Source organism: Olleya sp. KKT75 (assembly GCF_055635485.1).
In genome coordinates this window covers 3,167,731-3,181,625 of the sequence record NZ_CM145759.1, presented here as the reverse complement: position 1 = coordinate 3,181,625, position 13,895 = coordinate 3,167,731, and the positions used below count along the sequence as shown (strand labels likewise).

General features: G+C 33.4%; 14 protein-coding genes. 6 read left to right on the top strand and 8 right to left on the bottom strand.

Annotated features, from left to right (window positions below; all coding sequences use genetic code 11):
- Positions 1-23: 23 nt before the first annotated feature.
- The 6 genes from ACZ2G2_RS14215 to ACZ2G2_RS14190 all read right to left on the bottom strand — a co-directional run bounded on the left by ACZ2G2_RS14215 (position 24) and on the right by ACZ2G2_RS14190 (position 4,244).
- Positions 24-1,022: an NADP-dependent oxidoreductase gene (locus ACZ2G2_RS14215; protein WP_470392892.1), complete on the bottom strand. Its 999-nt coding sequence runs from the start codon at positions 1,020-1,022 to the stop codon at positions 24-26.
- Positions 1,023-1,030: 8 nt separating this feature from the next.
- A complete protein-coding gene (locus ACZ2G2_RS14210; RefSeq protein ID WP_090840983.1) occupies positions 1,031-1,663 on the bottom strand; it encodes an NAD(P)H-dependent oxidoreductase in 633 nt (210 codons plus the stop codon).
- 18 nt (positions 1,664-1,681) lie between these two features.
- Positions 1,682-2,347: an NAD(P)H-binding protein gene (locus ACZ2G2_RS14205; protein ID WP_281846453.1), complete on the bottom strand. Its 666-nt coding sequence runs from the start codon at positions 2,345-2,347 to the stop codon at positions 1,682-1,684.
- Position 2,348: 1 nt separating this feature from the next.
- Positions 2,349-2,933, bottom strand: a complete 585-nt coding sequence (locus ACZ2G2_RS14200; protein ID WP_470392890.1) for a TetR/AcrR family transcriptional regulator — start codon at positions 2,931-2,933, stop codon at positions 2,349-2,351.
- Entirely contained in the window at positions 2,933-3,301 is a 369-nt protein-coding gene (locus tag ACZ2G2_RS14195; RefSeq protein ID WP_470392889.1) for a DoxX family protein, read from the bottom strand. The genes ACZ2G2_RS14200 and ACZ2G2_RS14195 overlap by 1 nt, the downstream gene beginning before the upstream one ends.
- 205 nt (positions 3,302-3,506) lie before the next feature.
- Positions 3,507-4,244 carry an NUDIX hydrolase gene (locus ACZ2G2_RS14190; protein ID WP_101203581.1) on the bottom strand — a complete coding sequence of 246 codons (738 nt, stop codon included), beginning with the start codon at positions 4,242-4,244 and terminating at the stop codon, positions 3,507-3,509.
- Between the two features lie 265 nt (positions 4,245-4,509).
- Here ACZ2G2_RS14190 and ACZ2G2_RS14185 point away from each other — a divergent pair, with 265 nt between their 5' ends.
- The 6 genes from ACZ2G2_RS14185 (at position 4,510) to ACZ2G2_RS14160 (ending at position 11,451) form a co-directional block, all read left to right on the top strand.
- The gene (locus tag ACZ2G2_RS14185) at positions 4,510-5,382 is read left to right on the top strand and encodes a hypothetical protein (protein ID WP_470392887.1); all 873 of its coding nucleotides are present in this window, start codon (positions 4,510-4,512) and stop codon (positions 5,380-5,382) included.
- An 88-nt stretch (positions 5,383-5,470) separates the two neighbouring features.
- The gene (locus tag ACZ2G2_RS14180; protein ID WP_090840973.1) at positions 5,471-6,535 is read left to right on the top strand and encodes a substrate-binding domain-containing protein; all 1,065 of its coding nucleotides are present in this window, start codon (positions 5,471-5,473) and stop codon (positions 6,533-6,535) included.
- Positions 6,536-6,546: 11 nt separating this feature from the next.
- The gene (locus ACZ2G2_RS14175; protein ID WP_101203579.1) at positions 6,547-8,070 is read left to right on the top strand and encodes a sugar ABC transporter ATP-binding protein; all 1,524 of its coding nucleotides are present in this window, start codon (positions 6,547-6,549) and stop codon (positions 8,068-8,070) included.
- 19 nt (positions 8,071-8,089) lie between these two features.
- Positions 8,090-9,058 carry an ABC transporter permease gene (locus ACZ2G2_RS14170; RefSeq protein ID WP_470392886.1) on the top strand — a complete coding sequence of 323 codons (969 nt, stop codon included), beginning with the start codon at positions 8,090-8,092 and terminating at the stop codon, positions 9,056-9,058.
- A 13-nt stretch (positions 9,059-9,071) separates the two neighbouring features.
- The gene (locus tag ACZ2G2_RS14165; protein WP_470392884.1) at positions 9,072-10,556 is read left to right on the top strand and encodes a mannitol dehydrogenase family protein; all 1,485 of its coding nucleotides are present in this window, start codon (positions 9,072-9,074) and stop codon (positions 10,554-10,556) included.
- A gap of 10 nt (positions 10,557-10,566) precedes the next feature.
- Positions 10,567-11,451 (top strand): carbohydrate kinase family protein, encoded by an 885-nt coding sequence (locus tag ACZ2G2_RS14160; RefSeq protein WP_470392882.1) that lies wholly within the window; start codon positions 10,567-10,569, stop codon positions 11,449-11,451.
- A gap of 158 nt (positions 11,452-11,609) precedes the next feature.
- Here ACZ2G2_RS14160 and ACZ2G2_RS14155 read toward each other — a convergent pair whose 3' ends face one another.
- Together ACZ2G2_RS14155 and ACZ2G2_RS14150 are read right to left on the bottom strand one after the other, a co-directional pair.
- A complete protein-coding gene (locus ACZ2G2_RS14155) occupies positions 11,610-12,059 on the bottom strand; it encodes a heavy-metal-associated domain-containing protein (RefSeq protein WP_470392880.1) in 450 nt (149 codons plus the stop codon).
- A gap of 64 nt (positions 12,060-12,123) precedes the next feature.
- Entirely contained in the window at positions 12,124-13,893 is a 1,770-nt protein-coding gene (locus ACZ2G2_RS14150; protein WP_470392879.1) for an efflux RND transporter periplasmic adaptor subunit, read from the bottom strand.
- Positions 13,894-13,895 lie beyond the last annotated feature (2 nt).

The window sequence follows — 13,895 nt, the reverse complement described above, 5'->3', positions numbered from 1 at the left end:
TGAGGGGAACGTAACAAGGAGGTTTAGATTTTAACAATCATTTTCCCTTTGTTTTTACCTTCAAATAAATCGATAAAAGCATTTGGGATATTATCAAAACCTTCAACAATAGTTTCTGTATATTTTAATTTACCATCAGCTAACCAAGTGGATAGCTTTTGCATTGCTTCTGGGAATTTATCTGCATAATTAGAGACAATAAACCCTTGCATTAAAGCACTATTTTTCACTAAAAATGGTTGTACACTAATACTTGTAGGTAATTCGGTTTCGTTATAAACAGAGATTGCTCCGCAAATAATGATTCTAGCAAAATGATTTATATTAAATAATACAGCATCAGATATTGGACCTCCAACATTATCAAAATAAACATCGACACCATTTGGCGCTAGTTTTTTTAGCTCCGCATTAATATCTGTACTTGTGTTATAATTAATACCTGCATCAAAACCAAACTTGTCTTTTAGCATGTCAATCTTCTCATCAGTTCCAGCAATTCCTATAACATGAAGTCCTAAGATTTTTGCTATTTGACCAACAACACTACCAACAGCTCCTGCAGCACCAGAAACTACAATAGTCTCACCTTTAACCGGTTTACCTATCTGAGTTAAACCTAAATATGCAGTTAATCCGGTCATCCCTAAAACACCTAAGTATGTACTTAATGGCGCTTTAGACCCGTCTACTTTATTTAAACCCTCACCATTTGATACTTGTTGAGTAGACCAATTTAGCATACCAGAAACATAATCGCCTATAGTAAAGTTGTCATTTTTAGACGCTACTACTTTGGCAACCACTCCAGAATGTACTGGCTGATTTAATTGAAAAGGGGGCACATACGATTTTGCATCGCTCATACGTCCTCTTAAATAAGGATCAACTGAAACATAAGCAGCTTCTAACAATACTTCGCCTTCAGATATGTTTAGCTCTGAATCTTCAGTAACAAATTCAAAATTTGAAACTGTAGGTTTTCCTACTGGTCTGTTATTTAATAAAATGGTCTTTCTCATAATAGTTTTTAGTCAATTACAGTTACTAATTCTGACATAGGTTTTCTAACTTTAACTAAGTTTACTAACCAGTCTTCGTCTTCTTTTCTATAACCAATAGGTAACATTACAGCACTACGTAATCCTTTTTCGCGTAAGCCTAAAATTTTATCTACTGCATCTGGTTCAAAACCTTCTAATGGTGTTGCATCTACACCTTCAAAAGCTGCAGCTGTTAATGCTTCCGTAAAAGCGATGTAAGCTTGTTTTGCAGCATGGTTAAAGTTTTCTTCTGGATCTTTTTGAGGGTACATACCTAATAACATTTGACGGTAATTTTCCCATCCTTCGTTTTCAAAACCACGAATCTCGTTAGTTAAATCAAACATATGGTTTATACGTTCTGGTGTATAAGTGTCCCATGCAGCAAATACTAATAAGTGAGAACAGTCTGTAATTACAGATTGATTCCATGCTACAGGCTTAATTTGTTCTTTAATATCTTGGTTTTTTACTACAAAAATTTCAAAAGGTTGTAAACCACTAGAAGTAGGCGCTAAACGTGCAGCTTCTAAAATACGTTCTACTTTATCTTCTGCTACTTTCTCACCATTCATTGCTTTTGCAGCGTATCTCCAGTTTAATTTGTCTAATAATTCCATAGGGTTAATTTATTTTGTTTAATTGTTTTTAGTAATTCTTTTTATATCTGTTGAAGTAATAATGACTTCGGCATAACTTGTACTATTTGCCAGATTGATCATGGCTTGCGCGATATGATCAGGTTCTGTAATTTTATATTGTTTTAATTTGCCTATAAATAATGGCTGAAGCACTTTAAAAATGGCTAAGCCGATTTTTTCTAACATACGACGCTCTTCACGTTGTCCTCCAATTAATGAAGGTCTTAAAATAAAAGTTCTGCTGATGTTTTGTTGCTTAACATCACGCTCCATTTCGCCTTTAGTTTTATTGTAAAAAATAGAACTGTTAGGATTAGCACCCATTGACGAAATAACGACAAACGTATCAATACCGTTAGCTTTTGCTAGTTTAGCAGCAGCTACAGGAATACCGTAATCAATTTTTTTATAAACCGATTTGTCCGGTGTTTTACTGGCAGTTGTACCAATGCAACAAAAGACTTGGTGTGCTTTAAAATCCGCTTTGAATTGTTCTAAATCCAACAAATCACCAATATATTGTGTGACTTTACTTGGTAGACCTTCTATTTTTGTACGCGAAAACAGTTTAATGCTAGAGTAGTCTTTATCTTCAATTAATTTTTGAAGTAATAAACCACCAGTTAAACCGGTCGCGCCTAATATTATTGCTGTTTTATTCATGTTAACTACAAACTTTTATGCTGCTCCAAGCAGATTGATAGGCTTCGTCTAAATGTGTTTGATCTAATTTAAAGGCACCACGTTTTTCTGTCATCATTAAAAAGGATAGTGGATTTATGGCGTAAGCATATAACAAGTAATCAGATAACGGTTTTATAATGCCTTCCTTTCTGCCACGTTGCCAAAGATCTAATAGTGGCTGTAGGTGTTTTATACCTTCTTGTCTACTATATTCATCAATCATTGGTGTATTATCACATTGCGCTAAAAACAAGGCATTATCGCACTCCTTGAGCTTAAAATCAGCAATACGTTTCCAGATCAATTCAAAACCTGCTTCTACAGGCATATTTTGGTCAAAATTTTCAAACGCATATTTTGTGTATTCGGCTTTAACTTCGACGTAAGTCTTATTAACCAAATCTTGTTTATTTTCAAAATACAGATAAATGGTAGCAGGAGAGACGTTAGCCATCTTTGCTATCTTACTCATTGGTGTGGCGTGAAAACCGTTGTTGTTTACCAACTCGATAGTCGCCTTAATCAATGCGTTACGTTTATCAATACTTTTTTGAAGTTTTGCCATTACGCGTTTGTTTTATATAATTTAAAAGACAGTGCTATTAATACTAATTGCATTGGTAATCTGATTAATGCTGCTTGATGACTTCCAATTGCTGGTGTGTCTGAAAAAACATCCCATAAATGTATTGGTAGAAAAAGGAGCATTAAAACAAAAATTGCTAAAGCCGCTTTGCTAGCAAATTTTGGGACAAGTAAAAGGATACCTAAACCAACTTCTAAAATCCCTGACCCGTAAATGATAGCAGTTTTAAAAACCAATACATCTGGTACAAATGGGTTAAAAAAGTCTGGACTTATAAAATGCTGACTACCTGCATATATCATAAATACAGCTAGAAGTACTTTTAAAATGTTCCAAATTAGTTTCATGTCTTTGTTTTGAGTGCACAAAGATATGTAAAAATGAATGTTCATTCTTTTTTTTTAACAAACATTTATAACATGTAACAACAAGCCTTGTTTATGCTATTGGAAGAGACCTATTAGTTTGTGTTAAGCTGTTGTTAATTAGTCTTATAATTTAATTTTATGACATTTTAGGTGTTTGTATATTCTAATAAGGTCATCAAACCATTTACATGCTTATTAAATAGTTTTTACTAAACATTTTGTTATAAATATCCATACTGAACATGTATAACTGTGCAGGCTTTTTAGAAACGCCTACTTGTTTTTCGTCTAAAGCAATAATATACTTTTTGTTTATTAGTTTACGTCTAAAGTTTCTGTTATCAATATCAATACCCAATATGGACTGATATAAATCTTGTACTTCATTAATAGTAAACTTGTCTGGAAGTAATTTAAATATAATAGGCTCTGACAGGCATTTTTCTTTTAAATCCTCATAAGCTTCTAGTATTATCTTTTCGTGATCAAAACCCAAATCGGGTAGGGCATTAATAGGAAACCATTTGGCTTCAAACGTATTCTGCTCTAAATTGACATCTTCTGTTTTTAGTAAAAAATAATAGGCTATGGTTATGGTTCTTAGATTAAAGGCTTCGTTTGCAATCCAAACTAAATCTTTTGGATTAGTCAATCTATCAGGATCACCAAACGCTTTAAATTGCTTTTTATATTGATCAGTCAATCCTGTTAACTCTTTTAATACACGCGTAGCAGTATCATCTAAAGTTTCGGTTTTAAGGACGTGATATCCTGTTAACACATAATCGTCCACTAAAACCTCTGATGTAAACTTCGATTTTAAATAGCGTTTGATTAATAACACATTTAAAGATTTAGTATTGGTATCGTATCCAAAAACGACACAATCCACAGATAGATTCAATATTTTTTCTGATTCCATAGGTTTATTTCTTTAGAAATCTAATTTTTAATTAGTTAACCATTTTAGTGGTTAGATTTTTATTAAACGTCAGTTATACATTACTAATACTGTAATTTGAGAGTGACAATATACTCTAATTAGAGGTAAAATAGCACATAATAATGATAAAATAACATATTTTTTTACACTTTTATTAGGATTTAATAATTTATTTATGATACATTTGAAAAACAAACGTATTTATGACGTTTATAAAATGTGAGTAATTTAAAATCCTAATAAGATGACATTAAGCCAACTAACCACAACAAGACAAGTAGCGATTACTAAACCGTCAAATTTTAAAGAAGCATTACAATTATTGATATGCCTTTTTATGGTTTGTGCAGTAAGTATTAGTTATGCACAGGAGGACGATATGACTGCGGATAGTTATGAGCCTTTTAGTATTGGTGCTCATCTTAAAAACATGCACACTTGGCATGGTTTTGTCGTGCATCCTGGAGCGTTGTTTGCTGCTAATTTGGAATATAATTCTAGAAATAAGAAATTTACTTTTGGATTTTGGGGAGGTGCAAGTTTTTCTTCTGTTGATGTTAAGAATATTGTTACTGGCGAAAATGAAAGTGCTTACTATAAGGAGTTTTCAATCTATACAAAATATCGTTTTTCTGACCAATTTTTTATTGAAGCAGTATCACATAACAACTACACTGGTGTTGAAGAGCGAGGTGATAAACTCCATTATTGGAGTTATGACAAGACGCAAGGCTATAATTTTGTGGATTTAAATTTTGGTTACAATATTACACCTAACACCTTATTATATCTAGCAACTATTATTAATGGAGGTTCTGGTGATTATGAGGTGCAAGCTAACGGAGACTTAGAAAATTCTTGGACACATTACTTTGAAGTAAACAGTAAAGTTTGGGAAAATAAGACCTCTAGCTTGTCTTTGTTTGCTGGTGGTGCTTGGTCTTTTATTACAGATAAAACGTTTTACACAACAGGCTCAGGAAATATTATAAATGTAGGTGCTACGTTTAGTAAAAAATTAACGATTAGTAATTATAGTGTGCCTGTGGATGTTACCGCGATGTGGAATCCAGAACAAGAAAAAACAGTATTGCAATTAGATATTACATTATTTTAAATTGAACCTAAAATAGTAGTAACTAACATATAACGATAAAGTATTAACTTACATAATAGAATAAAACCTTTAAGTAATATTTAAAATCATGAGAATAAAAAACTTAAAATTCGGACTAAAATTAATAGGTATGCCAATGCTGGCAATGCTATTAAGTCTATCACTAAACAGTTGTGTGGAGCATTTAGATGCCAGTAAAACAACTGCAAATAGTGGTGAAGCGGAAGGGGCACTATTTGCAAGTGCTATTGATCTTACTGGTAAGAAAATCGGGTATTGTACACCGTCTTTAAATGCACCGTATTATCAAGCGTTATTACAAAGTATAAAAGCAACAACAGAGAAAAACGGTATGATATTTTTATCTGCAGATGGTCAGGATGATATTACAAAGCAAATCGCAGCAGTAGAGGATTTAATTACCAAAGGTGTTGATGCGTTATTGTTAAATCCAAAAGATCCTGATGCTTTGGTTGGGATAACTAAAGTGGCTAAAGCAGCAGGCATTCCGGTATTTATTATTGATAGTTCTATTAATCCTTCGGCTGATTTTGTAACAACTATCCAGTCTAATAATCTAGCAAATGGTGCATTAGCAGGCGAGTGGTTAGCTAAGAAAATGGGAAAAACACCTATGAATATTGCTTTGTTAAGCGGTAACGCAGGTAACCCCGTAGGTCGTACACGTAAACAAGGCTTATTACAAGGGATTACGGAAGAGCAATTACGTACTCAAGGAAAAATTGACTTAAATGTAAAAACACAAGCGTATACAGAATGGTCTTATGCTGGTGGTTTAAAAGCTATGGAAGATATTTTAGTAGCGCATCCAGATATAAATGTGGTGATTACAGAATCTGACGTGTGTGTATTAGGTGCTATAAAAGCTATTGCACAGGCAGGTAAAACGGATGATATTTTAATTGTTGCAGGAGCGGATGGACAGAAAGAGGCTATTAAATATATTATGGAAACCGATTTTTATGGGTGTACCGCAATGAATAGTCCAGTCCAAATTGGAAAAAATGCTGTAAAGTATGCAGTGGAATATATGAATGGGAAACGTGATTTTGATAAAAAATCATACACAGCACCTTTATTAATTACAAAGGAAAATGCTGCTAAGTATTACAATCCTAATGCTTTATTCTAATAGACATTGATATGAAAAATTCAGAAAATGAATACCGTCTTGAAATGTCCGGCATATCCAAAAGTTTTGGTGTTGTATCAGTACTTAAGGACGTGACTTTAAAAGTAAAGCCAGGAGAAATCCATGCCTTATTAGGCGAAAATGGAGCAGGTAAATCAACACTTATAAAAATATTAAGTGGTGTACACCATAAAGATTCTGGTACAGTCCTTTTAAATGGTGAAGAAATAAACCCAAAAAACACGCATGAGGGCCAAGTGCTTGGGATTAGCGTGGTGTATCAAGAGTTGTCTCTAGTGAATGATTTATCTGTTGCCGAAAATATTTATTTGCACAAATTAGGCGCAAGTAAGTTTTGGATGAATTGGGATAAAATTACTAAAGATGCACAAGCTTTAATTGATTCTTTAGGGTTTACAATAGACGCTTCGGCAAAAGTTAGAGACTTAAGTATTGTTCAAAAACAAGTAGTCGAAATTGCAAAAGCATTGTCAGAAGACACTAAAGTTTTGGTTTTAGATGAGCCCACAACCGTTTTTGATCCTACAGATACAAAAAAGCTGTTTGATAACCTGTTTAGATTAAGAGATCAGGGAATTTCAATAATATATATATCGCATCATTTAGACGAGATTATAAAAATAGCAGATTCGGTTACCGTTCTAAGAGACGGTGTTGATACAGGTAGTATGGCTGTTAAGGATACAGATACGGATGGTATTATACGTTTAATGATTGGTCGCGAATTGAAAGATTTGTTTCCTGTTAGAGATGCGGTAATTGGTACAGAACCTATTTTTGAAGTTAAAAATCTAACTGCAAAAGACACTATAGTGCATGATGTTTCATTTTCAGTACGTCCGGGAGAAGTCCTTGGTATTGCTGGATTAGGAGGGAGTGGAAGAACAGAAACTGCAAAACTTATTTTTGGAGCTGACAAAAAAAAATCTGGAACTTTAATTTTAAATGGTAAAGAGATAAAAACAAAATCTCCGGTAGATGCTGCTGCCCATCAAATTGGCTTTGTGTCTGAAGACAGAAAGGAAGAAGGTGTGTTTTTACCATTATCCATAAGAAGAAACGTTAGTGTCACTAATTTTAAATCCATTTCAGGAAAATTAGGATTTATTAATGTGGACAGCGAGTATAAAAAAGTGCTAGGCTTAATTGATAAGTTAAATATTAAAACACCAAGTTCTGAGATTGATGTTAAAAACTTAAGTGGTGGAAATCAGCAAAAAGTAGCCTTAGCTAAGTGGTTAAGTATAGATAGTAAAGTAATTTTTATTGACGAGCCTACTAGAGGTGTGGATGTTGGAGCTAAAATAGAAATCTATAACCTAATAAACGAAGTCGCTAAAAAAGGGGTTGGAGTCGTTGTAATATCATCAGATATGCCTGAAATAATGGGTATTTCCGATCGTATTCTAGTCATGCATGAAGGGACCATTTATGGCGAGTTACAAAAAGAGCAATTTTCTGAAGAAAACATACTGCGTTACTCTATTGGTAAGGCATTAAAACAACACAATTAAATATTAAAAATTTCACGTTATGGCTTTAACATTAAAACAACAACTTAGCAGCCCAAGTGGTTTTCTTAAGTTTTTAGTAAAGTATAATACTATATTTATTTTTATTTTACTAGTAATCTTTTCAGCGTTAATATCTGATGTTTTCTTTACTTCAGTAAACTTGTCTAATTTATTAAAACAAGTCTCAGGTATTGGTATTATTAGTATTGGAATGCTAATCGTAATCTTAACAGGCGGTATTGATCTATCTGTAGGGTCCATGGTGGCTTTGTTGGCGGTTACTTTCGCTATTCTAATAAACCTAGTCATACTACCATTAGCAATAGTATTAACCATTGCAATAGGTTTTGGTTTAGGTAGTATTTCGGGATATCTTGTCGCCTATCAAAAAATGGCGCCTTTTGTTGCAACATTAGCTTTAATGACTATTGCAAGAGGATTAGGGTTTATATATTCTAAAGGCTCTCCAGTTACTTTTAAAACAGCGGGAGGCGTACACATGTCAAATTTTGCAAACAACGCTACTTTAGGGATACCAAATATAGCAATTGTCTTTTTTCTAATTGTTATAGCAGCCATGGTTATGCTGCGTTATAACGTCTTTGGAAGACTAATTATAGCTATTGGAAGTAACGAGGAAGCGTCACGTTTATCAGGTATAAAAGTTAACAAATACAAGTTTTTAGTATACGCTATTTCTGGTGCTTTAGCAGCTACTGCAGCTATAATTGTAGCATCTAGAACTAATTTAGGGTCACCAAATATGGGTATGTCATGGGAGTTGGATGCCATAGCAGCTGTTGTTATTGGTGGTGCTAGTTTAAATGGAGGTCGAGGAACCGCAATCAATACATTAATGGGGGTGCTTATTTTAGGATTAATAGGAAACATATTAAACCTTTTAAATGTACCATCATATCCACAACAAGTAGTAAAAGGAGCTATTATCATATTTGCTGTATTACTTCAAAGATTTGAAAGCAAATAATTAAATAATTAAGATGAAAAATTACAAATTAAATTCTGAGAATCTTTCTTATATTTCTGAAAGAATTACAGTGCCACAATACGACAGAACGACCATTAAAACGGGCATAGTACATGTTGGTATTGGTGGTTTTCATAGATCACACGAAGCTTTTTATACAGACCAATTATTAGAGGATCCAGATAATAAGGATTGGGGAATATGCGGTATTGCGTTATTAGATTTTGATAGCAGAATTTATAATACGTTAAACGAGCAAGACGGATTATATACTTTAATAGTTAAAGAATTAGATGGTAGACATACTAATCGTATTATTGGATCTATAGTCGAGTATTTATATGCACCAGAGAATCCAATTGCGGTTATCGAAAAAATGGCAAGTCCTGAAGTAAAAATTATATCATTAACCATTACAGAAGGGGGTTATAATTATAACGAAGCAACTAAAGCATTCGACTTTAATAATCCTTTAATTCAGCATGATTTAGAGTTTCCTAAAGCACCCAAAACTATTTTTGGATATATCACACAAGCATTAAAATTAAGACAGTCACGTGGTTTAAAAGGAGTAACGGTACAGTCTTGCGATAATATTCAAGGTAACGGTCATATGACAAAAACAATGGTATTGAGTTATGTTGGCAAAGCTGAACCTAGTTTAGTGGATTGGATAGAATGTAACGTGTCGTTTCCAAACGCAATGGTAGATCGTATTACACCTGCAACAGCGCCATTAGATATTGTAAATTTAATTAAGACCGATGGTGTACATGATGCTTGGCCAGTAGTATGCGAGCCTTTTAAACAATGGGTTATTGAGGACGATTTTATAGCAGGTAGACCAGCTTGGGAAACCGTGGGCGCGCAGTTTGTTGATAATGTAGAACCTTATGAGAAAATGAAACTTAGTTTATTAAATGCTGGACATTCTGTATTAGGTATACTTGGGGCATTAATAGGATATAATACAATTGATCAATCGGTTTCTAATCCAAATATCGCTACGTTTTTACATAATTATATGGATGTAGAGGTGACGCCAACTTTAGGCGATTTGGAAGGGATAGATTTAGGAAATTATAAAACATCATTATTAGAGCGTTTTGGTAATATTAATATTAAGGATCAAATAGACCGTATATGTTCCGAGAGTTCTGCTAAGTTTCCCATTTTTATATTACCAACAGTAAACGCACAATTAGAAGATAAAGGTGATATTACTAATGCTGCATTTGTGGTTGCCGCTTGGGCTATTTACAGTTTAGGAAAAGATGAAAAAGGAAATACTTTAATTATAAAGGACGCCATGCAACCAGTGTTAAGCGCAAAAGCTTTAGAAAGCACAACAAATCCAGAAGCTTTTTTAGAAATAGATGCTGTTTTTGGATCTTTAAAAGACTCAAAACCATTTGTTGAAGCTTACACAACAGCATATAATGCTATTTTAAAGCATGGTGTGGAGCAATGTGTATTTGATTTAAACGCTAACATTTAAACCGATCTGAATGAAAAATATAGTTTGTTTTGGCGAAGTCTTATGGGATGTTTTTCCAACACATAAAAAAATTGGAGGCGCACCTCTAAATGTGGCTTTACGCTTAAAATCTTTAGATAATAATGTGTCAATTATTAGTCGTATTGGGGATGATAAAAAAGGACGGAAAATAAAGAAGCATCTATTAAAACAAGGTGTTAATGTTGCAAATTTACAAATAGATAGCCAGCTAAAAACAGGAAAAGTAAAAGTGATGCTTAACGCGAAAGGATCGGCGTCTTATGACATTATGTTTCCTAGAGCTTGGGATAAGATTACCCTTACAGACACCAGTAAAAGTATAACGCAACATGCGGATGCTTTTATTTATGGCAGTTTAGTGGCAAGAGATGATATTTCTAGAGCCTCATTGTACGCACTTTTAAAGCTAGCGAAATACAAAATATTTGATATTAATTTAAGAGCACCATATTATACTAAGGAGGTTTTAAATCATTTAATGAATGAAGCTGATTTTATAAAATTTAATGATGAAGAGATTTTTGAAATCGGAGAAGCGCTTCACTCACAAACCCATTCTTTAGAACAGAATATTACATTTTTAGCAGAGCAGACTAATACCAAGACAATCTGTGTTACCAAAGGTCGTCATGGTGCTATTTTATATTATAATGATACGTTTTATTACAATAGTGGTTATCAAATAGAAGTCGTAGATACTGTAGGTGCAGGAGATTCCTTTTTGGCTACATTAATTAGTAAATTACTTAAAGGAGATAACCCACAGGAGGCAATTGACTATGCTTGTGCAATTGGTGCTTTAGTTGCCGGTAGTGAAGGTGCAAACCCTCAATTTAGTACAGAAGACATTAATGCGTTTATTAACCCTAACTAAATAAACGTGTTATTTATATATTGAGAAGATTGATAGCAGTAAAAAAAGGTTTTGTAATAATACAAAGCCTTTTTTTTATATTGATTTGAGTCTTAAGTTCCCTAAAAGTATAAAAACCTACTAAAGTATTATGTTTGATAGGCCTTATAGTAATAATTTTAATGATCGTGATTAGAATGGTCTTCCGCTTTCATGTCACCAGACTGACTCATTACCATGTCATGTTTATATTTACAACAGTCAGGTAAGCTGTTATAGGAAATTTTACTACCTAAAACTTTATCCGTATCGTAACCAGAAGCAGCAATGGCATTATGTATTAATATGGCATCTGTTTTTGAGTCATTAAGAGTGATATCAATTTTCTTTTTTTCTACATCCCAAACAGCATTTGCGACACCTTCTACTTTATTTGCTGCCTTTTCGATTGTGCTTTTACACATACCACAATTTCCTCTTACTCCAAAAGAAACAACTGCATTTGCCATATTTTCAGAGACTTCGATTGTTGTTTTTGTTTCTTGTTTAGTTTCATTTTTACAACTTACTAAACCTAATGTGGCCATAATAGCCAAGCTTAAAATTACATTTTTACTCACGTTGTTCATCTTAATAATTTTGTGTTTGTGATTTTTATTTGAAAAGTTCATTGTTTTAAATTTTGGTTATTAATTAGTTTATGGTTTGTCTTACCTCTCCACAAGTCAGCATTTTACCTCCAAAATAAGGATTGATTACTTTTTCTTCCTTACTCAACCAAAAAGCACCTTTGTTATTATCTCCCATAGGACAAAACTGGTTATACACTTTTTGGTTTATTCCAAAAACTTTGATTACCTCTGTTAATTTTGAAGACAGATCTTTAAAATGCCCTCTTAGATCTTCAATTTCAGAAGTATTTGAAAGTAACGTAGTAACAGATTTTAGTTCTTTTTCAAGTGACATCCATTGTTTATGAGCCTCTTGACTTGTTAGTAAGGTCATGTCAACTTTAGACAAATCATTTAGTAGTTGTTTTGATTCTGCTTTAATTGTATTTATATCATCTTTAAGTAAGGCTTCTTTCAATTGGATATAATCATTAAAGACAACTTTTAATTGGTTTTGAAATTGTTTTGAAACGTCTATTCGTTCCGTGTTAACTCCTTTTTGACGCGTTGTATTTGTGGTAGTTTCCATTCCTAAATGGCTTTCATGTCCCGTCATAACTTTACCTCCTTTTTTATTCATCATAGATTTTTTGCCTTGTAACTGTGCAGCAGCATCTACTGTAAAGGTTCCGTTGGTTACCACTTCATCACCAGCGTTTAAACCTTCTAAAATTTGGTACTTATCACCAATTTGAGTGCCTAATGTAATTTCACGCATTTCAAAAACAGGTTCATTTGGATTCGATTTAATATAGACTACAGAGCGTTTTCCTGTCCATAAAACGGCTGTTGTGGGTATAGATAAAGCATCGGATTTACTTGCGGTGATTCCTTTTATTTTCCCTTCTACAAATAGACCAGGTTTTAATATTTGATCTTTGTTATCAAGTACTACGCGTAATTTTACAGTTCTAGTTCTAGTATCTAAAATAGGATCTATAAAATCTACAGTGCCTTTAAATACTTTATTAGCGTAAGCGTTAGTAAAGACGTCAATATTTTGTCCTTTTTTAAATTGACTAATCTGATTTTCGTACACATCAAAGTTTGCCCAAACTGTTGCTAAATTAGAAACTTTAAAAATGGGTTTGCCATTCATAATATGCGCGCCATCACTCACCGCAATTTCTGTAACAACACCAGACACATGAGAATAGATTGTAAAACTTGTTTTTACTTGACCCGTTTTTAAAACATCGTCTAATTGAGCCCCATGGATTTTCCAGTTTTTAAACTTGTTTTGCACTGCTTTGTATAACTGAGGTTGGGATGCTCTAATACTATAGGTCGTTATCAATTCTTGCTGTGCTGCAATTAAATCTGCCGAATAAATTTTAGCAATAGCTTGTCCTTTATTAACCTTTTCGCCTAAAGACTTAATATATAACTTTTCTATTCTTCCGTCAAAATGCGCAGGTTGTATAGCTGTATTGTCTTCGTTTTCTACAATTTTACCTGATAGTGTTATGGCATTATCTTCCGTATTACTATTACCAACTATTGACGTTTGAATATTGGCCAATGCCATAGCATTTTCAGATAGTTTAAACTGGTCGGCTAATAACCCTTTAGCGCTACTTTCTGCAGGAATTAAATCCATACCACAAATAGGGCATGGGCCAGATTCGGGTTGCATTATTTGTGGATGCATAGAACAGGTCCACATTTGGTTAGTTTCTGCTGCAGCATCATGCTTATGTTCTGTTTCAGTATTAGAAGTGCCTCCAAAAAGAAACCATCCCAGTAGTAACCCAACCGCTAATACTGCTGTATAAATTATATATTTTTTCATTT

Excerpts from the sequence above, each read along its gene's own strand:
- ACZ2G2_RS14185 (WP_470392887.1), top strand. The coding sequence starts at position 4,510 with ATGACATTAAGCCAACTAACCACAACAAGACAAGTAGCGATTACTAAA.
- ACZ2G2_RS14215 (WP_470392892.1), bottom strand. The coding sequence starts at position 1,022 with ATGAGAAAGACCATTTTATTAAATAACAGACCAGTAGGAAAACCTACA.
- ACZ2G2_RS14190 (WP_101203581.1), bottom strand. The coding sequence starts at position 4,244 with ATGGAATCAGAAAAAATATTGAATCTATCTGTGGATTGTGTCGTTTTT.
- ACZ2G2_RS14210 (WP_090840983.1), bottom strand. The coding sequence starts at position 1,663 with ATGGAATTATTAGACAAATTAAACTGGAGATACGCTGCAAAAGCAATG.
- ACZ2G2_RS14205 (WP_281846453.1), bottom strand. The coding sequence starts at position 2,347 with ATGAATAAAACAGCAATAATATTAGGCGCGACCGGTTTAACTGGTGGT.
- ACZ2G2_RS14175 (WP_101203579.1), top strand. The coding sequence starts at position 6,547 with ATGAAAAATTCAGAAAATGAATACCGTCTTGAAATGTCCGGCATATCC.
- ACZ2G2_RS14155 (WP_470392880.1), bottom strand. The coding sequence starts at position 12,059 with ATGAACAACGTGAGTAAAAATGTAATTTTAAGCTTGGCTATTATGGCC.
- ACZ2G2_RS14195 (WP_470392889.1), bottom strand. The coding sequence starts at position 3,301 with ATGAAACTAATTTGGAACATTTTAAAAGTACTTCTAGCTGTATTTATG.
- ACZ2G2_RS14170 (WP_470392886.1), top strand. The coding sequence starts at position 8,090 with ATGGCTTTAACATTAAAACAACAACTTAGCAGCCCAAGTGGTTTTCTT.
- ACZ2G2_RS14180 (WP_090840973.1), top strand. The coding sequence starts at position 5,471 with ATGAGAATAAAAAACTTAAAATTCGGACTAAAATTAATAGGTATGCCA.
- ACZ2G2_RS14165 (WP_470392884.1), top strand. The coding sequence starts at position 9,072 with ATGAAAAATTACAAATTAAATTCTGAGAATCTTTCTTATATTTCTGAA.
- ACZ2G2_RS14150 (WP_470392879.1), bottom strand. The coding sequence starts at position 13,893 with ATGAAAAAATATATAATTTATACAGCAGTATTAGCGGTTGGGTTACTA.
- ACZ2G2_RS14200 (WP_470392890.1), bottom strand. The coding sequence starts at position 2,933 with ATGGCAAAACTTCAAAAAAGTATTGATAAACGTAACGCATTGATTAAG.
- ACZ2G2_RS14160 (WP_470392882.1), top strand. The coding sequence starts at position 10,567 with ATGAAAAATATAGTTTGTTTTGGCGAAGTCTTATGGGATGTTTTTCCA.